Here is a 21,627-nt window from a genome sequence, read left to right on the forward strand (position 1 = left end):
TTTTCAAACCTTTAATGTAAAATAAATGAGGAAAGTTTAACGATTAACGTGAGAGTTTCTAAATTTTTTATATTTTCGTAAATCCTTAATAAATAAAAAAACATGTCGAAAATTTGGGTAAAAAAGCCACTAAGTGCCTATGAGGCAGATATGAAGAAAAGTGAGCTGAAAAAAGTCCTTGGAAAATGGAGTTTAACAGCAATTGGAGTGGGTGCTATCATTGGTGGTGGAATCTTTGTTCTTACCGGAACAGGAGCCTATTATCATGCAGGACCAGCTCTTGCTATTTCCTTTATCATAGCAGGGATTGCCTGCGTTTTTGCTGCATTATGCTATGCAGAGTTTGCATCCATTATTCCTGTAGAGGGTTCAGCTTATGCCTATGCATACGGAACAGTAGGAGAAATTTTTGCATGGGCAATGGGATGGTGTCTCATCCTCGAGTATGCCATGGCGAGTATGGCCGTTTCCGTAAGTTGGTCCGGATACTTTAACAAATTTTTAAAGATTTTTAATATTCATTTGCCTGCCTATCTTACATCAGATCCGGCAAGTTATACCGGAGATGGTTTTTCTATGAACCTTCCTGCATTTATTCTTGTTCTTTTAATTACTGCATTATTGGTAAAGGGAACTAAAGAAGCTGCAGGAGCGAATAACCTGATCGTTTTAATGAAAACTTCAGCTGTTATCTTTGTAATTATTGCAGGAATATATATTATTTTCTCTAATACCGATCTTTACAACGCTGTAGACGGTGTTAAAAACTGGAAACCTTTTATTCCGGATCAGATTCAGATTAAAAATTCTGAAGGAGATATGGTTTCTGCCTACGGTATTAAAGGAATTATTTCCGGAGCAGCAGCGATTTTCTTTGCTTATATTGGTTTTGATGCTGTTTCTACGCAGGCTGGGGAAGCTATTAATCCTAAGAAAGATGTACCTTTCGCAATTATTGCTTCATTATTGGTTTGTACGGCTTTATATATTTGTGTATCTCTTGTATTAACAGGGATGATGCATTATACAGACTTTAACCCGGAAGGGAAATATCCTGATGCTATTAAAGCTCCTGTAGCATATGCTTTTGAAATTGCCGGAAAACACTGGGCCAGTAATATCGTAACAATTGCTGCTACTGTAGGGTTAATTTCCGTAGTAATGGTAATGATGATGGGACAATCCAGAATCTTTATCGGGATGGCAAAAGACGGATTGATTCCTAAATTCTTCGGTGATCTTCATCCAAAAACAAAAACACCTTATAAAGGAATTATTTTGTTAGGAATTGTAGTAGCTTTGATCGCAGCATTTACCCCTATTTCAACATTGGCAGATATGACAAGTTTCGGAACCCTGTTTGCATTTACACTTGTTTGTATTGCAGTTTGGGTGATGAGAAAGAAAGAGCCTAATTTGATCAGACCTTTCAAAGTTCCGGCTTATAAAATAGTTGTGGCATTGGGAGTATTTATCAATATTTATTTGATCTTTAACTTAAGTGCTCATGCTTTGGAGCTTTCGGCTGTGTGGTTATTCCTGGGTGGTTTAGTATATTTCGTTTATGGGAAATCAAACAGTAAACTGAACAATCCTGAAAAATATCAGAACCAGGATTAATAATATAAACCGCTTCGGCGGTTTTTTTTGTCACAATATTATAATATGAAAAAGATTTTTTCCATTTTATTTCTGTCCACCGGACTTACAGCGTTTTCCCAGCAGGTGGAAAGCCTTGAAACCATTCTTAATGATAAGATCAGTATCAGAGCTCTTGAATTATATGACAACAAGGTCTGGTACAGTGGTACCGATTCTAAATTTGGGTTTGTAGATCTTAAAGATTATAAAAGCCAGAAACAGATAAAATTATCCGAAGAGAAACTTCAATTCAGAACATTAGCGCAAAATAAAACTATTTTTTATGCTATCAATATTGAGAGTCCAGGACGTTTCTTTGCTATCGATAAGAAAACTTTAAAGTCACAGGTTGTTTTTAAAGATACAGCAAAAACAGCTTTTTATGATGCTTTACATTTCGTTAATGATAAGTTAGCCTATACTTTTAGTGATTCGGATAAAGATCTGAGGCTGAAGCTGGCGGTCTATAAAGACGGGAAATGGAGTATGTTTAAGAATAATATAATATTAAACGAGGGTGAAGCTGCTTTTGCTGCAAGTAATACCAATATTTCATCCTCTAAAAAATATTTATGGATTGCAACAGGAGGAAAAGCTTCAAGAATATTAAGAATGAATCTGAAGGATGAAAATATCGAAGTTTTCAATACTCCAATTATACAGGGAGAATCTTCACAGGGGATATATTCTATTGACTTTTACAATGATCATTTTGGAATTGCTGCAGGAGGAGATTATACAAAACAGGATGCTAATATCAACAATGTTGCTACCACTAATGATGGGGGGAGAACCTGGCAGATTCAGGCTTCAGGGCAAAATGCGGGATACACCACTTGTGTGAAAATTAAGCCGGGATCAAAAGGAAAAGAGATTATTGCGGTGGGAGACAAGCATATCAGTTACTCTTCAGATTTTGGAAGGACATGGAAGAGAATTTCCGATGAGAATGGCTTCTTTGTGTGTCAATGGTTAGATGGTAACAATGTTGTACTTGCAGGAAATAACAGAATTGCCGTCATAAAATTGAAATTTTAATTTTTCTCTCTTGAAATTTCAGATAAAACAGGCTGTTGGGATATCCTTACAGAAATAAATGTTATTTTTGTATATTGAAATTTACCGGAGAAGTTTCGGTAACACCGAGAACAAAAAAAGATTAATTAATATGATGATGAAGATAAAAAATAAACAATGGGCTATATGTCTTGGAATGTCAGCAGTAATGTTAGCTGCCTGTAAAAAAGATGAAAAAAAGCTGCCGGAAAACACAGCTCCTGTAATTTCTTCTTCTGAAGGAAAAGTTGTGGATTCTGCCAAGACGGGGACTACAGAATCCGGATATAATCCCGACACCACAGACAATGCCACTGCTGAAAAACTGAAGCTTTATCTCAAGGATTATTTGAAAAACGATCTGCCCTCCCTGGAAACTTCCGACCGCCAGTTTTCTTTTTATACCATAGACCTCAATAATGATAAAAAAAATGAATATTTCATTTCACTTTCAGGAAGAGCATTTTGTGGAAGTGGAGGCTGTACGTTTTTATTGCTAAGCAGTGATATGAAGCTGATCAACAGGTTTACGGTAATGAGACCGCCGGTTTTCAGAAGTGCAGCAATTACTTCAGGATGGAATGATCTTATTTTAAAGAGTGGAAACGGAAAGTTCATACATTTGAAATGGGATGCGAAAGCTGGTAAATATCCTTCCAATCCATCAATAGTTAAAGAAACAGATATGGCACCGTCCGGTCATGACTTCATTATGTGGGATGATAATTTTTCAAAAGCGAAAATATTTACATTTTAATGGGCAATGCACCATAAAAGCATATGATTGACATATTCTTCTCATGAACAATTTTTAAATAGTTAATATAGAATTTATCATTATATTGAAGAAAGTCAGTATTCATCGTATTTAGATTCATTATAAAATAGAACCTAATATAATTCATAGGCTAAAATTCATAACTAATGGTTAATTTTGTAAGGTGAAATTTTAATTATGTTAAATTTCATATCCTTATAAAATTTTAATTTTCAAAATGAACTCTTTAATAGATAAATATAATATTCCCGGGCCACGTTACACGTCTTATCCTACCGTTCCATATTGGGATGAATCAACATTTTCACCGGAAAAATGGAAGGAAACTGTAATCAGGTCTTTTCATGAGAGCAATGCAGAGGAGGGGATTTCTATTTATATCCATTTGCCTTTCTGTGAGGCGTTGTGTACGTTCTGTGCGTGCCATAAGCGTATTACCAAACAGCATAGTGTTGAAATTCCTTATCTGGAAAGTGTTTTAAAGGAATGGAAACTTTATCTTGATCTTTTCAATGAAAGACCTAAGCTGAAAGAATTACACCTTGGTGGAGGTACGCCTACTTTCTTCTCTCCTGAGAATTTAAGAACATTGCTGGAAGGTATTTTTTCAACAGTAGAGATTGCGGAACATCCGGAATTTTCTTTTGAAGGGCATCCAAATAATACCACGAAGGAACATCTTCAAACGCTATATGATCTTGGTTTTAGAAGAGTGAGCTTTGGAGTTCAGGATTATGATCCTAAAGTTCAGAAAGCGATCAACAGAATCCAGCCTTTTGAAAATGTGAAAAACGTTACAGAATGGGCGAAGGAAATAGGATACAGGGGAATCAGCCATGATCTTGTTTTCGGATTGCCGCACCAGAATTGGGATGCAATGGAACATACCATCCGGAAAACAATGGAGCTGAAACCGGACAGACTTGCATTTTATTCTTATGCACACGTTCCATGGGTAAAAGGTGTTGGGCAGAGAGGTTTTGATGAAAATGACCTGCCTAGCGGTGAAGAAAAACGCCGTTTGTATGAAGATGGTAAAAGACTGCTTCAGGATTTAGGATATATTGAGGTTGGGATGGATCACTTCTCTCTAGAGCATGATGATCTGTACCAGTCTTTGATTCATAAAAAACTTCACAGAAACTTCATGGGCTATACTTCAAGCAAAACCCAGTTGATGGTTGGTCTTGGAATGTCTGCTATTTCAGATTCCTGGTATGCTTTTGCCCAGAATATAAAAACCGTTGAAGAATATCAGAAAATGGTGGAAGAGGGAGAAATTCCTGTTGTAAAAGGGCACGTACTGAGTGAAGAAGATCTTATTGTAAGAAGACATATTCTGAATCTGATGTGTCAGCTTGAAACCACTTTTGATATTAACAATTCTTTCCCTGAACTTGAAAATGCACTGGAAATGCTGCAAGAAATGGAAAATGATGGTTTGGTTGAGATCAACGGAACCGAAATTAAAATTACTGAAGCAGGTAGAGCTTTCACAAGAAATGTAGCAATGGTTTTTGACCTGAGAATGATGAGAAATAAACCGGAAACAAGAATTTTCTCTATGACAATATAATCAAAAGCGGTTCAGATCTGAACCGCTTTTGATTTGGTTTCGGGTTAGTTTTTATCCTTTTATAGACATAGTGTTTCGTTTGCGCCTACAAAGACTATTATTTAATAATTAATTTCTGGCTATAAGATTTTAATTCCCCTGATTTTAGATTGATAAAATATACTCCGGCAGGTATTCCTGAAATATTGATGCCTTTACTGCTAGTGATCTGATCTGTTTCCAATACTTTTCTCCCTTCTGCACTGATGATTTCCAACGTTGCTTTTTTATCCTTCACGCCATCAATGAAAATTTCTTTTGAAGCAGGGTTGGGGTAAACTTTGATACTTCCTAAAGTGTTTTCCTGAGTGCCTAAAGTGCCTGTTGAAATTTTAAATATTTTTCCGCTGTTGACGGCTGCCACATACAATCCTTTTTGATAGTCCTCTCCAAAAGTAGAAAAGTTGTTTCCGGAATAAGGAGAAGTCCATGTTATGGCATTATTGGTGTCCAGAACTCCGATTTGGGTAGAACAGTAATCCGCGAAGAAATATTTCCCCTGCAATGCAGGATATTGAGTTCCTCTGTATACATAACCGCCCGTGATGGAACATTTTCCTCCCGAATGATCATATACCGCAATAGGAAAAGTCATTGTAGCCTGTGCTGCACATCCTGTGGTATTGTAGGTGTTATTTCCTTCATAGCAGCGCCAGCCATAATTTAATCCGGCAGTAGTAATGGGCATTTTGTTGATTTCCTCTATTGCTCCCTGTCCCACATCTGCAATCATAGCATTTCCTGTTGTAAGATCAAAGGAAAATTTCCATCCGTTTCTAAGACCATAAGCCCAAATTTCGTCTGAGCCATCCACACCTGCTCCTGCAAAAGGGTTATCAGGCGGAATATTGTAAGGACCGGTAGCATCTACATCTATTCTCAGCATTTTTCCCAGTAGTGAATTTTTGTTTTGAGCGTTATTATTCGGGTCACCGCCACTTCCTCCGTCTCCGGTGATGATCCAGAGTTTTCCGTCAGGAGCAAAATGAATGCTTCCTCCATTATGATTGTCGAAAGGCTTGGGAATATTCAACAGTATTTTTTCAGACGCAGGATCGGCTACATTTGGATCTGTTGAACTGACGCTGTACCTGGCAACAATAATATTGCCTGAAAGATTGTTATAATACACAAAAAAATACCCGTTCGCAGAGTATTGAGGATGAAATGCAAGACCAAGAAGGCCTCTTTCACCGCCGAAAGTAATTTTTGATCCGATATTCAGAAAGTTGGTGGTATTAATAGTCCCGTTGGGTTGAATAATTTTAATGATACCGTTCTGCTGTACAACAAAAAGGCGGCTGTCGTTGGCGTTCGTAATCTCTACAGGGCTGGTAAGTCCTGTCACAAATTCTTCCAAATTAATGCTTTGAGAATTAACAATTAAGGAAGAAAAAATGCTGATGCAAAAAAATAGTTTTTTCATAATATTTTGAAATTTAGTGTGTTGAGGAAGTAAATGAAAATTTTATACCAATCGATTTTGAAGACTTCATGATGATAGTATGAAAAAATTGTTAAATCTTAAATAGAAATCACGATGCCAATATATCTGGAAATAAACCATTTCTGTTGTTAAAAATTCATAAAATACAAGAAAATCATTATATTTGCCGACTTAATTTAACGTAGTTATAACAAAATGCAAGGAAAAGGACTTATTACAATTGTCGCTATTGTACTAGGGTTGATTTGCTTAAACGAGCTATTACCAACATGGTACGCCAGCAAAATTGAAAAGCAGGCAACTGCTATTGCAGGAGACAATCCGGAGAAGTATCAAAAAGAAATCGCAAGACTTTCTAAGGATACTTTGAACTTAGGATTCACAAAACTTTATTACACTAAAGCCAAAGACAAGGAAATGAAACTTGGTCTTGACCTGAAAGGGGGGATCAACGTTCTTTTGGAGATCAACCAAAGAGATCTTGTGAATGATTTAACCAATTATTCTACCAATCCTGTCCTTATTGAGGCTTTAAACAAAACGGATGAAGCACAGAAGAATTCTACTAAACCTTACATCGACAACTTCTTCGAGCAGTTCGATGTAATTAACAAAGCTAAAGGTGCAAACCTTAAGTTGGCAGATCCGGAAATTTTCGGAAATACAACCCTTACTGAGGTAAAGTACAATACGCCTGATGATCAGGTAAAAAGCATTGTTAAAAGAAAAATCGATGCATCTGTAGGAACCGCTTTCGAGGTAATCAGAACGAGAATTGACAAGCTTGGAGCGATCCAGCCAAACGTTCAGAGAGTACCTGGTACTGCGAGAATTTCTGTAGAAATGCCTGGTATGAAGGACATCGATAAAGTGAAGAAAATGCTTCAGACTTCTGCAAAACTTCAGTTCTGGGAAGTACAGCAGGTTCCTGAAATTGCCCCTTATTTCCAGACTTTAACAACTATGGTTGCTACAAAAGGAGATTCTATGGGAGTTGCAAAGAATGTGAACTTCATGAGCCTTTTACAGCTTGACAAATTAAGAACAAATGGTGTTGCTAACGTAAAATTATCTGATACTGCTGTTGTAAACAAAATTTTAAACAGCAAAGTAGGGCAGTCTTTACGTCCGGCTAACATTAAATATACACAGTTCATGTGGGGTTACAAACCTGAATCTACAGATGCTGAAAGCTTAGTATTGTACGCGATCAGAGGTAACATCAACCAAAAAGCTCCGGTAGACGGTGCTGTGGAAACTGCAAACATCAGCTACGATGAACTAAGCAGAGTAGTGGTAGACATGCAGATGGACTCTAAAGGAGCTAAAGAATGGAAAACACTTACTGAGAAAAACGTTGGAAAACCGGTTGCAGTAACTCTTGATAACAGAGTATACACAGCTCCTAACGTTGTAGGTGCTATCCCTAACGGTAGAACGCAGATCTCTGGTAACTTCTCTCAGGAGGAAGCTAAAGAACTGGTAGACGTATTAGGTGCTGGTAAATTGCCTGCAGGTGCAAAAGTAGTTCAGGCTACAGTTGTAGGTCCGTCTTTAGGACAGGAGGCTATTGATTCTGGTTTAATGTCGTTTATCATTGCATTTGCGATTATCATCGTTTATATCATTTTCTACTACGGTGGAGCTGGTGTATATGCGGTAATTGCGATGGTGATCAACTTATTCTATATTTTCGGTATCATGGATTCGGGAGACTTTACCCTTACGCTTCCAGGTATCGCGGGTATTGTTCTTACGATGGCAGTAGCGGTCGATACGAACGTTATCATTTATGAAAGAACCAAAGAAGAATTATTCGCCGGGAAAAGTATTCTTGAAGCTTACAAAGATGGTTTCAAACATGCATTAAATGCGATTATTGATGGTCACACTACTACTTTCTTAACGGCAGTTGTATTGTTCTTCTTCGGAACAGGACCTATCAAAGGTTTTGCATTGACGTTGATGATCGGTATCTTAATGACATTATTCACGTCTGTATTGCTTTCAAGAGTAATGATCTTCTCAAGATTAAATAAAGGAAAAGGACTTTCTGTCTGGACTCCGGCAACGAAGAACCTGTTCAGAAATACCTGGATCGATTTCATCGGAAAGAGAAAATATGCTTACATCATTTCTGCTGTTCTTACAGTTGTATGTATTATTTCTATCGCAACACACGGTTTCAAATACGGTATCGACTTTACCGGTGGTAGAAACTATGTCGTTAGATTTGATAAAGATGTAAAAGCTGAAGATGTTGAAGAAAAGTTAGTAGCATTATTCAAAACTGAAGATGGTAAAAACTCTTCTGTAGAAGCTAAAACTTTCGGAAACAACAAACAATTAAAGATCTCTACAGATTACCTTATCGAAGATGAATCTTTGAAAGCTGACCAGATTATCGAGCAGAAATTATTTGAAGGCTTAAAATCAAACTTACCGGCAGGAACTACATTGAAAGATTTCAAATCTGCTGATAAAGACCACGCAGGAATTGTTTCTTCTGAGAAAGTAGGACCTTCTGTTGCTGATGATATCCAGACTCACGGTATCTATGCGGTATTGGCAGCATTAGCAATGATCTTCATCTATATCCTGGTAAGATTTAGAAAATGGCAGTTCTCTCTTGGAGCGGTTGCTGCTCTATTCCACGATGCGGTAATTATTTTGGGAGCCTATTCATTGCTTCACAAATACATGCCGTTTAACATGGAGATCAATCAGGATTTCATCGCTGCGATCCTTACAGTATTGGGTTACTCAATCAACGATACCGTAATTATTTTCGACAGAATCAGAGAATACCTGAGAGAGAAAAAATCTTTAACATTGGCAGGTCTGTTTGATGACTCTATTTCAAGTACACTGGGTAGAACATTCAACACCTCATTCACTACGATTCTGGTGATCCTTGCGATCTTCATTTTCGGAGGTGATAACTTAAGAGGATTCATGTTTGCGATGTTAATCGGTATTGGATTCGGTACTTACTCATCCATCTTTGTTGCGTCTGCAATTGCTTATGATTTCCTTAAAACAGGAAAAGAAGAAGAGGTACATGGAAAATCCACTTCTGCAAAAGAAGAGCTTGCTTCAAAGTAATACAAACTACAATAAATTAGTAAAGGCCGTTTCGAAAGAGACGGCCTTTTTTTTAAAGTTAAAGTCAAAAAAATAACGAGTAGCTATTCATTATCATGTTGGCTTTACATTTTTTTAGTATTCATATTAACTATCCATAATTTAGAATCATTATTTTTCAGATTTGATTAATTTTGCACCATCATGGAAAATTCAAAGAAAAAAGCGGCTATTGGCTTCATATTTATTACTTTACTGATCGATATTACAGGCTGGGGTATCATCATTCCTGTTGTTCCTAAATTAATTGAGGAACTTATTCATGCAGATATCAGTGAAGCTGCAAAGTATGGCGGCTGGCTTGGATTTGCCTATGCATTTACCCAATTTATATTCTCTCCGTTAGTAGGAAACCTTAGTGACAAATACGGGAGAAGACCCATTATTCTGATTTCCCTTTTCGGATTTGCAATCGATTATATTTTCCTTGCACTGGCCACCACAATCTGGTGGTTGTTTTTGGGAAGGATTATTGCTGGGATTACAGGAGCAAGTGTCACCACGGCCAGTGCCTACATTGCCGATATTTCTACAGATGAAGACCGGGCTAAGAATTTTGGACTGATAGGGGCTGCCTTTGGTCTGGGATTTATCATTGGACCGGTTCTGGGCGGAGTTCTTGGACATTATGGTGCAAGAGTTCCTTTCTATGCTGCAGCAGGCTTGTGTTTGCTTAATTTCCTGTACGGATATTTCATCCTTCCTGAAAGTCTGGATAAAGATAAAAGAAGAGAATTCGAGTGGAAACGTGCCAATCCTATAGGTTCATTTAAGTTTTTAGGTAAGCATCCTGAAATTTCAGGCTTGATCGCTTCGTTGATCTTAATCTATATTGCAGGGCATGCCGTACAGAGTAACTGGAGCTTTTTTACAATGTATAAGTTCAGCTGGACAGAAAGAATGGTGGGAATCTCATTGGGAGTAGTAGGTTTGTTGGTTGGTCTTGTACAGGGAGGACTTATCAGATATACGACACCTAGGTTGGGGGAGCAAAAAAGTATTTATTACGGGCTGGCTTTCTATGCTGTGGGAATGCTGTTGTTTGCCTTTGCTTCGGAAGGCTGGATGATGTTTGTATTTTTGGTACCTTACTGTTTAGGAGGAATCTGCGGACCAGCTCTACAATCTGTTATCACGAAAAGTGTTCCTTCCAATGAACAGGGGGAACTTCAGGGAGCATTAACGAGTTTAATGAGTGCTACATCCATTATCGGGCCACCCATGATGACTAATTTGTTTTACTATTTCACGCATGATGAAGCGCCGTTCAAATTTTCCGGTGCGCCTTTCTTTTTAGCATTTATTTTAATGGCAGTCAGTGTCGTGATTACTTATGCTGCTTTTCAGAAAAGAAATAAAAATTCAGTTGATGTAACCTCGGAAAAGGATTTTCACAAGCCATAGATTTGTTCTATTGATGTGCTATAGGTGATTTCTAAGTTACATTTTTCCATAATTTTACACGAGTGAAATCGTTTTACTCATTTTTGAAACAGGTAAAAATCAATTTATGAATACATCGGATCTTGAAAAGTATTTGGAACGGATTCATTTCTCCGGAACTCCGGAATTGAGCATGGAGACATTGAGAAAGATACATCAGCTCCATCCCAAGCATATTCCCTTTGAGAATATTGATTCCTATACGGGAATTGTTCCTTCTTTGCATTCAGATGATGTTTTCAGAAAACTGGTTATTGAATCCAGAGGTGGATATTGCTATGAACAAAACCTGCTTTTAAGTGAAGTTTTAAAAACATTGGGATTCCATGTAAAGCTCCAGCTGGGAAGAGTAGTGTGGGGAAGACAGGAAGACAGTATTGCCGCACAAACCCATCTCTTGCTTATTGTTGATTTTGAAGGAGTGCATTATGTGGTGGATTGCGGATTTGGAACAGCTACACTTACTTCGCCTATACTTTTAAACAAAGAAGATCAGCAGCAAACACCCAACGGAATATTTAAAGTTTCTCATAAAAAAGAAACGTATACACTTTGGATGTGGAAAGAGCAGTGGCTTCCGGTGTACAGGTTTATTCCCGAACATGTAGAACCCATTGATCTCGATATTTCCAACTGGTATCTGTCTACTCATCCGGACTCTCATTTTAAGAACAGGCTGATTCTTTCGAAAGTAGATGAAAATGCCCGCTATACCTATACGGATCATGTATTGAATATACGATCCGCTGATGGTGAAAAAGAAGCTGTAACGATAGAAAATGATATACAGCTCTACGAAATATTAATGAATACATTCGGACTTAACGAAAATGCAATAGAAGCATTGAAGTCAAAAATCAGAATCTGGTAAGACTTATAAAATATAATAAACGGGAAGCTCAGCGAGCTTCCCGTTTTGATTAAAATCTGATTTTTATGAAAATTATGGATAAAGGGATTTTGTCCCGTTACTTACAATATTACTGCCTAATCCGGAGAATGATACAGAGAAATTAGTAGAATTAAAGCTCAAAGAACCTGTAGGAGTACAAAGTCCCAGTGCATAACGGCACTGCCCGTAAGCGCCTGTTTTTTTGGTAATTTTACTTTCGCTTTTTGCTTTTCCTAAACTGATATATCCCCAGTCACTTACATCTGCATTGGACACCGTAGACCCTGAATAATAAATGGTAATCTGATATCCTGCTTCACCTCGCTTAGATCCCCATAGCCAGTTAGCTGTCCACCATTGTTTATACCATGTAGAAACCACTTTTGAAGCCTGATTGTTAGACGCTTCTGAACTTCCACGGGTATCCATCATCACAAGACCTCCGAAGATATTGTCCCAGATGATTCCTGAATCACCATAAAAACATAGTGTGGTAAATTTCCCGCTTTTGCCGTTCCATGTTACTTCCATAACCTGGGTACCTGGTTTTACTTCTTCGGTGATGGCTTCTTTTAATCCTTGTTGGGCGATTGTTAAATCCTCACCATGATACAAATCTCCAATTTTTCCGATTTTTACAGAGGATAGATCCATAATATTTCCGGAAGCAATGAACTGATCTTTATCCGTAATCAGTTTTTTAGACAGTTCTACCCCTTGTTGGGTTGAAATTTTCCCCAATACAGCCACTCCCACAATCTGTAAATCATTTTTTAAATAAGTTTCAAGATTTTTGGTGGATTCATTCAGTTGAAGCTGTACTGCTTCAGGAACAAGTTGAGAAGAAGAAGGAGTAATCTCTTTTTTCAGCTCATCTATGGCTGTCTTAGCCTGAACCATTTCCTGCTGATTCATTTCATTGTTTTCATTCTGGCAGCCTTGAAGTGCCATTACCGAAAGCACGGCGAAAACTTTAAAAGTAGTCACTAGTTTTTTCATAATTAATATTTGTTTGGTTGTGTATCATAAATATACATAATTGTTGTGTAATTCTCATTATTTTGAATTAAATATTTATTAACTAATAGGTAGTAGGTGAAAGGTAGCAGGAATTAGGGGTGAGTTTGAGAGTTTAAGATTCAAAGTTTAAGGTTATGAGTAACCCGAAACTTGCAACACCCCAAAAAACAGCAACAAATTAAACTCGTACCTGAAATCCCCAGAACTTTATAAAATCTTAAAATTTGTTTAAATTTTTAGTTTACAGTCCATAAATGCAATAATCTTTTGTAATTTTACAACATGGAATTAAGCATTGGAGAAATGGCACTCATTGCCATTGCAATCGTTGTATTATTCGGTCCGGATAAACTGCCTCAGATTGCGCGTGACTTAGGTGCAGGCGTTAGAAAGATGCGTGGGGCAGTGGAAGACATTAAAACCGAAATCATGAAAGAAACAGATAATCCTGTTTCTGAAATCAAGCGTGAGATTGAGAAGGTAAAAGATGCTGCAAAGGATTTCAACCCGATGAATGATATCCAGAAAGATATTCTGACGGAACCTTCTTCAGTGGCTTCCAATGAGCCTCCAAAACCGAAACCTGCAGATGATGAGACTTACGAAGGACCTGTAAGCAGATAATCATGGAGGAAATCATTCAGGAAGATAAGAAGGTATTTCTTTACCTTAATAATTTGGGGGATTCATCTTTCGATCAGTTCTGGATGCTGATTTCCAGTACCTGGATCTGGGTGCCTCTTTATATTATATTTCTTTATTTTTTATACAAAAACCACAAACTAAGATCATTAGTTTTTATCCTTATATTTCTGGCTATTGGAGCAACGGTTTCTGATCAGTTAGCCAGTGTCTTCAAATATGGTGTGGCGAGGTTAAGACCTTGTCATGATCCTACTCTGGAACATCATATGAGAATTGTGAAATGCGGTGGACAGTTTGGGTTTTATTCTGCTCATGCTTCCAATACATTCTTTTTGGCATCCTTTTTAAGTATTTTGTTAAAAAATAAGCTTAAATGGTTTCCATATGCTATATTTGTATGGGCTATAGTGGTTTCCTACAGCCGTATATATTTAGGAGTGCATTTCCCGATAGATATTTTGGTGGGGGCGTTTGTTGGATCTTTATTGGGAGTGATATTTGGTGCACTCGCCAAAAAAGTCATCAACAAACAAACTATAAATTCATGAAAAAAACTTTACTGGTAGTAACTTCCCTCTGTTTCTCAATTAACTTCTATGCCCAGGATAAAAAACTGGCTGAAGAATGCTTTCAAAAAGCTGATTATAAATGTGCAGAAGAGCAATATTTAAAACTGGCAGAAAAAGAACAGATCCAAAAATTTCAATCAGAATATTACGATTATCTGGGTACAGCTCAGAGAAGGCTTGGAAAGACCACTCAGGCTTTTAAATCCTATGAATCTGCTTTGAAAGCCAATCCCTTGTCTGTTTCCGTTTATGCCAATCTTTCATCACTTTACAGTCAGAAAGGAAATAAGGTAAAAGCGCTGGAATATATAGAAAAAGGACTTCAGGTGAATGCTGAAACTCCGGATCTGTATCTTACCCGTTCCAAAATTTACGACAGTCAGGGAAAAAAGGATCTTGCCATCAAAGATCTTAATCAGATTCTGACTTTTGCTCCTGATAATCTTTTTGCGAAGACAGGGCTGGCCAATCTGAAAAAAAATAATGGTGACCTGGACGGAGCTTTAAAAGATTATAATAAACTTCTTTCCGAAAAACCGGAATCATTGCTTTATAATGGTCGTGCAGATGTTTATTTTAAAATGAAAAAATACAAGGAAGCGCTTACGGATGCCAATAAAGCAATTTCCATAGACCCGAAATTTGCACAATCTTATGTGAGCAAAGCAATGATCCTGTTCGATACTTCCAAAATTAAGGAAGCCTGCGAAAATCTTGATAAGGCTGTAGCTTTAGGCTATGAAAAAGCAGTGCTGACAGATGCTTATGCTAAATGTGTAAAGAAATAAATTACAAAATTCCAATCCAGATCATATAAATAAATCCATACTAAAAAACGAATAAAGAGATAGAGAGAGATGTTGAATATTGTTCTTGTAGAGCCTGAAATACCCAATAATACCGGAAATATCGGAAGATTATGTGTAGGAACCGAAAGCAGATTACACCTGATTCATCCCTTTGGATTTGTAATTAATGATAAAAACCTGAAGCGTTCCGGATTGGATTACTGGGTACATCTTGATGTTTCTGAATATGCAGATGTGGAAGAATGGGCTAAAAATATTCCTGATCGGTCCCGTGTGTTTTTAATGAGTTCACATGCTGAAAAATCATATCTTGAAACTGAGTTTCAGGACGGAGATTGGTTAGTTTTCGGAAAGGAGAGTGTGGGATTGAGTAAAGAGGTTTTAGACCGTTTTGAAAATCATTTAACCATTCCTATGTCGAAACTTATCAGGAGCTTTAATATTGCCAATTCCGTTGCTTTTGTAGTGGGTGAAGCAAAGAGGCAGATCAGCCTGAAATAAAAAAGAGTTTGTCTCAAAAATGTCATTCTGAACACAGACTGAAAGTCTGCGAACGTAGTTCAGAAATGTAATGAAGAATCCCATACTTTTGGTTATAATGAGATTCTTCCTTTGTCAGAATGACAAAAGCCAAATTATTTGACTTTTGAGACAGCCTCTTTTGTTTTAATCGTTATGATAAGGTTTTCCCTGCAGAATCTGGTCGGCACGGTAAAGCTGTTCTACAATAAACAGGCGGATCATCTGATGGGTAAACGTCATTTTGGATAAAGACATTTTCTCATTGGCTCTGCTGTAGATCTCTTCAGAAAAACCATAAGCTCCTCCAATCAGAATATGTACTTTTTTTACAGAAGAATTCATCCAGGTATCAATTTTCTGGGAAAATTCGCGGCTGGTAAACTGTTTTCCCCTTTCATCAAGAATCACAACCAGGTCGTTTTTATCAATATGGTTTACAAATAACTTGGCTTCTTCTTTTTTAAGAAGGTCCGGAGATAGGTTTTTGGCATTTTTTACATCCGGAATTTCTGTAATTTCAAAATTCCAGTGTTTGGGTAAACGGTTGAGATAATAATTGATTAAAGAGGCTATTTCTTTATCATCTGTTTTACCGATACAAAGTAAACTGATTCGCATTGTAAGAAGTTTCAGAGGGCAAAGATAGGGCTTCATACGGCAAGTTCAAAGTTCAAAGTTTTGAGATTTCAGGGTTATTTTGTTGGCAGTTCTTTAAAGGTAAGGGTTAATAAATTGATTCAACGATCCCTTTTATTAATAATAGTTTCAACAGGCTCAGCCTGATAATGTCTGAAAAACTTCGGTTGGTATTCGGGTTGTCACCCTGAGCCTGTCGAAGGGTTATGAATATAAATACCTTTGTTAATGATTAATATCGAGTATTAATTCAAGGGATAAGTCTATAACCTGAATCTGATATTTTCTTAGAAATAGCTATTCCCTGATCCCTGCTACCCCTGACATCTATCATCTGCAGCCTAATTCCGTTCTATCTTTTTCCTATTTAATTTAATTCCCCTACCTTTGTATAAAGACAAACAGATCGATGAGTGTAAAGGTTCCCAGATTTATTTTAAAGATTCAAGAGTTTTTCGACAGCATTCATATTCCTGTTTTGGGAATATCACTCTGGCAGATGTTTCAGATCTATATCTCCGGGATTTTTAAAGGAAAAATAGGGCGAAAAGCAGCGGCTATTTCCTGGAGCTTTACCATAAGTCTGTTTCCTTTTATCCTTTTTTTGCTCTCTGTACTGCCTCATATGCCGCTATATGATGAGCTTCAGTTCTATATTTTTGATGTGCTGCTGCATAATGTTTTTCCATCCAATATGGAAGGAGATGTAAAAGGGTATATCGTAAGCAATATCATTCCGAATATGAAAGGAATCAGCAACCTGACCATTCTTCTGGCCCTTATTTTTGCTACGAACGGTACATTTTCCCTGATTAACGGGTTTAATGAGAATACAGATGAAAAATTAAGTGATGTAAAGGAGTTTATCCTTTCATTCTTTATCACCATAGGCTTTATCACTATCGTTTTCTTAACCCTTTTCGGAGTGTATTACACAGAGGTGGTAATGAAGCTTTTTAAACCTGCTTACGATGTTTCATGGCTTGTAGATAACTTATCCAAAATTATCGGATTTGTTTCTTTCCCGCTTTTTTATTTTATACTTCTTACGCTATTTTACTGGTTGGGAACTGTTAAGATTACAAGATTCCGGCAGGCGGTTCCGGGAGCAATTCTGACCACGGTACTGTTTGTAGCTACTACTTATATTTTTGCCATTTATGTAAAGGATATTGCACGGTATAATGTACTTTACGGCTCCATTGGCAGTATGATTCTACTGATGGTTTGGGTGAATGTAAATGTATATCTTCTTTTATTCGGGAATGAACTGAATATGGCGATCAGAAAGCTCAGAATAGAAAAACTGCTGTCTGATGAGATCCGGAAAGAAGCCTCAGGATATCATGCTCAGATTACTGAACCGGACTTTGATAATCATGAGGAACACAAAAGAAAAATGGAGAACCGGAAGAAAGATTAATTCTCCTCCAGTTCAGGATCTTCTTTTGAGCTTACACTTAGTATGGTAAATCCGGCAATTGCAGCAATAAAGGACGCAATCAGGATCGCAAACTTCGCTTCATCCTGAATCGGAATTTCTCCTTTGAAAGAAAGCAATGCAATAAAAATAGACATGGTAAACCCGATTCCGGCTAGTAATCCTACACCAAACATCTGAAGCCAGTTGCTATTTTGAGGCAGTGAGCTGAGTTTTAATTTGATGGCAATCAATGAAAATAAATTGATACCAATCAGTTTACCTAATACCAGTCCACAGATAATTCCCAATCCTAATGTGCTTGTGACTCCTGCTACCATTTCACTGGAAAAAGTGATATTGGTATTCGTTAAAGCAAATATCGGCATGATCAGAAAACTTACCGGGATATGAAGCTGATGCTCCAGTTTTTCTAATGGTGAGATTTCTACATTGGAAGCATTCGTAGGAATTGAAAAAGCAAGCACAACACCTGCTATCGTAGCATGAATTCCGGAATGATGAAGGAAATACCATAAAAATAATCCCGGAATGATATAAAATACAGTTTTTGTTACTTTTAAAAAGTTTAACATAAAAAGTAAGGCTGTTACCCCGAAAGATAACAGGAGATAGCTCCAGTGGATTTGCTCTGTATAGAAAATCGCAATTACTAAAATAGCTCCCAGGTCGTCTACAATAGCTAATGCAGCCAAAAATATCTTAATAGAATTAGGAATCTTTTTACCTAACATCGAAATGATAGCCAGCGAAAATGCAATATCTGTTGCCATAGGAATTCCCCAGCCATTGCTGTATTCCGTTCCTGTATTGAAAATGCTGTATATTACAGCAGGAACAAGCATTCCGCCAACGGCTGCAAAAATAGGGAGGGAAGCATTTTTAAAAGATGAAAGTTCACCTTCTACAAGTTCACGTTTTATTTCAAGGCCTACCAGAAGGAAAAATACAGCCATCAGTCCGTCATTGATCCAGATGCTGATAGGATATTCCAATCCAAAAAGATGAGTGCCGGCTTTCTGGTTTAAAAAAAGCTGAAAGTCCTCTGCGGCAGATGAGTTGGCAATAAGCAATGAAATCAGTACACAGAAAATAAGAATAATTCCTGAGGACTGACTGTTGTTGAAAAAATTTTTAAAATAAAGGGATAAATTCATGTTTATGATTGTACTCGTCTCACTCTTGAAACTCCGTTAATATTTTTAAGTTTTTTAAAGGTCTCTTCCAGCTGACCTTTATTTTTGACTTCGAGGTTGATATTTCCTGTGAAAACACCATTGTTGGATTCAATAGACATACTTTTCATATCCATCCCCATACTTCCACTGATGACCGTTGTGATATCATTAATCATCCCCATTCTGTCAAGTCCTTCAATTTCAATTTTTACTCTGTTCATGAAGCTTTCCGCATTCACCCACTTGGCAGGAATGACGCGGTAATCATACTGTGCTCTCAGATTGATGGCATTCGGACAGTTGTCACTATGTACCTTTATTCCGTCTGAGATCGTAATAAATCCGAAGATTTTGTCTCCCGGAATTACTGTGCAGCACTTTGCATAGGTGTAGTTAAGTTTCTCTTCATCCTTTCCAAAGACAATCATGTCAAGGTTTTCCTCTTTAAGGTCCTCAAAATGCTGACTTTTATTAGGTGATTTTCTGAATCTTGAAAGTAAGTTATTGAATACGTTTTTGCTTTCTATATATTTTCTCAGGCTGCTTACATCCAGTTCATTACTTTGGAATTTAAGGAAGAGCTCCTGAGATGATTTTAAATTAAAGAATTTTTGAAGTTTATTAATTTCATCATCATTAAAATTGATTTTCGCATGACGAAGCTTTCTCTGCAGGATTTCTTTTCCTTCTTCTACCAGCTGGTTTTTCTGAGAGTTCAGATAACCCTTGATTTTGGATTTGGCTTTCGAAGTCACAACGAATTCCAGCCAATCTGATTTAGGTTTCTGGTTTTGGGAAGACAGGATGTCTACCTGATCTCCGTTTTGAAGAATGTAAGAAATAGGAACCAGTTTTCCGTTGATTTTAGCTCCCAGACATTTCATTCCCAGATCAGAGTGAACAGAGAAGGCAAAATCTAAAGCAGTAGCATTAGTCGGAAGGATTTTAATTTCTCCTTTTGGCGTAAAGACAAATACTTCTTTGGAATATAGGTTAAGCTTAATATTGTCCAAAAGTTCCGAAGTGGAAAGGTTCTGCTGCTGTTCAAGTACTTCACGGATCTCGGTTACCCACCTTTCAAAATTTCTGTCATCAGAACTCTGTTTGTACCCTTCTTTGTATTTATAGTGTGCAGCAACTCCTTTTTCAGCAATTTCATCCATTCTTTCGGAACGGATCTGTACTTCAATCCATTTTTTATCCGGTCCTAAAACGGTTAAATGTAAACTTTCGTATCCTGTGGAACGGGGCTGCGTAATCCAGTCACGCATTCTGGAAGGGTTACTGTGGTATACATCCGTAACGATAGAGTAGATCTTCCACGCCAGGAATTTTTCATTTTTCGCATCAGATTTATAAATAATTCTAATGGCGTAGTTATCAAATACCTCTTCAAAGGAAACCCCCTGTTTCAGCATCTTTCTGTAAATGGAAGAAATAGCTTTAGCACGGCCTTTGATTTTAAAGTTTAAGCCTTCTTCATTAAGTCTTTCGGATACTTCCTTCTTAAATTCTTCGATATATCTTTCACGGCTTTCCTTGGCCAGTTCCAATTTCTCTGTGATCTCGTTGTATACTTCGGGACTGTTATATTTTAAGGAAAGATCTTCCAGCTCAGATTTAATATTATATAATCCAAGACGGTGAGCCATGGGAGCATAGATATACACTGTTTCCGAAGCAATTTTTTTCTGCTTATCCGGAGCCATGCTTTCCAGAGTCCTCATATTATGGAGACGGTCTGCAATTTTAATCAGAATCACCCTGAAATCCTCGGATAATGTCAACAACAGTTTTCTGTAGTTTTCAGACTGCACAGAAATATTCTGGTGGTTCATGATGGAAATTTTGGTCAGTCCATTCACGATATTGGCAATCTTTTCTCCGAATATTTTTTTAAGGTCTTCGTAAGTGTAATCAGAATCTTCAATCACATCGTGCAAAAGCGCACAGGCAATAGAAGTAGCACCCAAGCCAATCTCTGTTGCTACAATTTTAGCAACAGCAATAGGATGGTAGATGTAAGGTTCTCCGGATTTTCTCCTTTGATCCTTATGGGCATCCAGTGCGATATCGAATGCCTTTCGGATGAGCTTATTGTTTTCCTCATCCAATGTTCTGTATGTGTTAGAAATCAGATCCTTATATCTGGCAAGGATCTCTTTATTCTCTTGTTCTAAATCGTAGCTCATTTGTGCGTATGCCTATAATTAGACGAAAATACGAAAATTTTTAGTTTTTTCAAACATAAAAGATCCGCAGTGTACACTACGGATCTTCGGTTATTAGATTTTTATATCGATTAGAATTTCACTTCAGAATTCATACCATCGCTTGATGTTTTGATTTTAATTTCCGGGCTGTTATGAATTTCAGCTCTGTTTCTTGCATCAATATACCTTTTAATCGTATCATAATTGGTTTCATTAATGTTCATATTTTCGAACAGATACGATTTCAATGCTGCATTCTGAATAAATGCGCTCCGTGCAAGGTCAATCTGATTGATATCATTTACGGTAACACTTGCCAGATATTGGGAATTACCGGAACCATCATTAAGGTATATCATGTAATCTGAGTTTTCAAATCCTGAATTTTCCAGATCACTTTCCAGTTTTTTGTAGTCGCTGTGATAATCAAATACTCCAGCTAATATATGTGACATAGTTAATTGGTTTTAAGTTACCCTTAAAGTTACTAATAATTTTCTGATTATCACTGCATTTTAGCCAATAAAATTTGTTAATAAATATTCTGTTTTTAATAGATAAGGGTGATGTTTAAGAAT

General features: G+C 37.2%; 18 protein-coding genes. 12 read left to right on the forward strand and 6 right to left on the reverse strand.

Translation table 11 applies throughout. The annotated features are described in order from the left end of the window. The first annotated feature begins 102 nt into the window (after positions 1-102). The 4 genes from BW946_RS00420 to hemN all read left to right on the forward strand — a co-directional run bounded on the left by BW946_RS00420 (position 103) and on the right by hemN (position 5,051). Positions 103-1,620 carry an amino acid permease gene (locus BW946_RS00420; protein WP_076594287.1) on the forward strand — a complete coding sequence of 506 codons (1,518 nt, stop codon included), beginning with the start codon at positions 103-105 and terminating at the stop codon, positions 1,618-1,620. A 45-nt stretch (positions 1,621-1,665) separates the two neighbouring features. Further along, the gene (locus BW946_RS00425; protein ID WP_076594288.1) at positions 1,666-2,679 is read left to right on the forward strand and encodes a WD40/YVTN/BNR-like repeat-containing protein; all 1,014 of its coding nucleotides are present in this window, start codon (positions 1,666-1,668) and stop codon (positions 2,677-2,679) included. Positions 2,680-2,812: 133 nt separating this feature from the next. Continuing rightward, a complete protein-coding gene (locus tag BW946_RS00430) occupies positions 2,813-3,454 on the forward strand; it encodes a hypothetical protein (protein ID WP_139325942.1) in 642 nt (213 codons plus the stop codon). A gap of 238 nt (positions 3,455-3,692) precedes the next feature. Further along, a complete protein-coding gene (gene hemN / locus BW946_RS00435) occupies positions 3,693-5,051 on the forward strand; it encodes an oxygen-independent coproporphyrinogen III oxidase (protein ID WP_076594290.1) in 1,359 nt (452 codons plus the stop codon). Between the two features lie 97 nt (positions 5,052-5,148). Here hemN and BW946_RS00440 read toward each other — a convergent pair whose 3' ends face one another. After that, positions 5,149-6,516 carry a PQQ-dependent sugar dehydrogenase gene (locus BW946_RS00440; RefSeq protein ID WP_076594291.1) on the reverse strand — a complete coding sequence of 456 codons (1,368 nt, stop codon included), beginning with the start codon at positions 6,514-6,516 and terminating at the stop codon, positions 5,149-5,151. Between the two features lie 216 nt (positions 6,517-6,732). Here BW946_RS00440 and secD point away from each other — a divergent pair, with 216 nt between their 5' ends. From secD to BW946_RS00455, 3 genes are all read left to right on the forward strand, one after another. Next, positions 6,733-9,642 carry a protein translocase subunit SecD gene (secD, locus tag BW946_RS00445; protein WP_076594292.1) on the forward strand — a complete coding sequence of 970 codons (2,910 nt, stop codon included), beginning with the start codon at positions 6,733-6,735 and terminating at the stop codon, positions 9,640-9,642. A gap of 183 nt (positions 9,643-9,825) precedes the next feature. Continuing rightward, the gene (locus tag BW946_RS00450; protein ID WP_076594293.1) at positions 9,826-11,085 is read left to right on the forward strand and encodes a TCR/Tet family MFS transporter; all 1,260 of its coding nucleotides are present in this window, start codon (positions 9,826-9,828) and stop codon (positions 11,083-11,085) included. A 106-nt stretch (positions 11,086-11,191) separates the two neighbouring features. Next, complete coding sequence (locus BW946_RS00455; protein WP_076594294.1) at positions 11,192-11,995, forward strand: arylamine N-acetyltransferase family protein; 804 nt, start codon at positions 11,192-11,194, stop codon at positions 11,993-11,995. Between the two features lie 72 nt (positions 11,996-12,067). On the opposite strand, the gene BW946_RS00460 is transcribed toward BW946_RS00455, so the two are convergent. After that, positions 12,068-13,015, reverse strand: a complete 948-nt coding sequence (locus BW946_RS00460; protein WP_076594295.1) for a hypothetical protein — start codon at positions 13,013-13,015, stop codon at positions 12,068-12,070. A 303-nt stretch (positions 13,016-13,318) separates the two neighbouring features. On the opposite strand from BW946_RS00460, the gene BW946_RS00465 reads away from it, so the two are divergent. From BW946_RS00465 to BW946_RS00480, 4 genes are all read left to right on the forward strand, one after another. Continuing rightward, positions 13,319-13,660 (forward strand): Sec-independent protein translocase subunit TatA/TatB, encoded by a 342-nt coding sequence (locus BW946_RS00465; RefSeq protein ID WP_034696279.1) that lies wholly within the window; start codon positions 13,319-13,321, stop codon positions 13,658-13,660. A gap of 2 nt (positions 13,661-13,662) precedes the next feature. Continuing rightward, positions 13,663-14,229 carry a phosphatase PAP2 family protein gene (locus tag BW946_RS00470; protein ID WP_076594296.1) on the forward strand — a complete coding sequence of 189 codons (567 nt, stop codon included), beginning with the start codon at positions 13,663-13,665 and terminating at the stop codon, positions 14,227-14,229. After that, entirely contained in the window at positions 14,226-15,038 is an 813-nt protein-coding gene (locus BW946_RS00475) for a tetratricopeptide repeat protein (RefSeq protein WP_076594297.1), read from the forward strand. Before BW946_RS00470 ends, BW946_RS00475 begins: the two co-directional genes overlap by 4 nt. Positions 15,039-15,107: 69 nt before the next feature. After that, on the forward strand, positions 15,108-15,560 hold the full coding sequence (locus BW946_RS00480) for a tRNA (cytidine(34)-2'-O)-methyltransferase (protein WP_076594298.1): 453 nt from the start codon (positions 15,108-15,110) through the stop codon (positions 15,558-15,560). Between the two features lie 165 nt (positions 15,561-15,725). Here BW946_RS00480 and BW946_RS00485 read toward each other — a convergent pair whose 3' ends face one another. Next, positions 15,726-16,199: a 23S rRNA (pseudouridine(1915)-N(3))-methyltransferase RlmH gene (locus BW946_RS00485; RefSeq protein ID WP_076594299.1), complete on the reverse strand. Its 474-nt coding sequence runs from the start codon at positions 16,197-16,199 to the stop codon at positions 15,726-15,728. A gap of 427 nt (positions 16,200-16,626) precedes the next feature. Here BW946_RS00485 and BW946_RS00490 point away from each other — a divergent pair, with 427 nt between their 5' ends. Beyond that, on the forward strand, positions 16,627-17,640 hold the full coding sequence (locus BW946_RS00490) for a YihY/virulence factor BrkB family protein (RefSeq protein WP_076594300.1): 1,014 nt from the start codon (positions 16,627-16,629) through the stop codon (positions 17,638-17,640). Here BW946_RS00490 and nhaA read toward each other — a convergent pair. From nhaA to BW946_RS00505, 3 genes are all read right to left on the reverse strand, one after another. Next, on the reverse strand, positions 17,637-18,815 hold the full coding sequence (gene nhaA, locus BW946_RS00495; protein ID WP_076594301.1) for a Na+/H+ antiporter NhaA: 1,179 nt from the start codon (positions 18,813-18,815) through the stop codon (positions 17,637-17,639). The two genes, BW946_RS00490 and nhaA, sit on opposite strands and share 4 nt — an antisense overlap. Before the next feature lie 2 nt (positions 18,816-18,817). After that, positions 18,818-21,028, reverse strand: a complete 2,211-nt coding sequence (locus BW946_RS00500) for a RelA/SpoT family protein (protein WP_076594302.1) — start codon at positions 21,026-21,028, stop codon at positions 18,818-18,820. Between the two features lie 110 nt (positions 21,029-21,138). Continuing rightward, complete coding sequence (locus tag BW946_RS00505; RefSeq protein ID WP_076594303.1) at positions 21,139-21,504, reverse strand: hypothetical protein; 366 nt, start codon at positions 21,502-21,504, stop codon at positions 21,139-21,141. Positions 21,505-21,627 lie beyond the last annotated feature (123 nt).

Source organism: Chryseobacterium sp. RU33C (assembly GCF_900156015.1).
GTDB classification, from domain to species: Bacteria; Bacteroidota; Bacteroidia; order Flavobacteriales; family Weeksellaceae; genus Chryseobacterium; species Chryseobacterium candidae.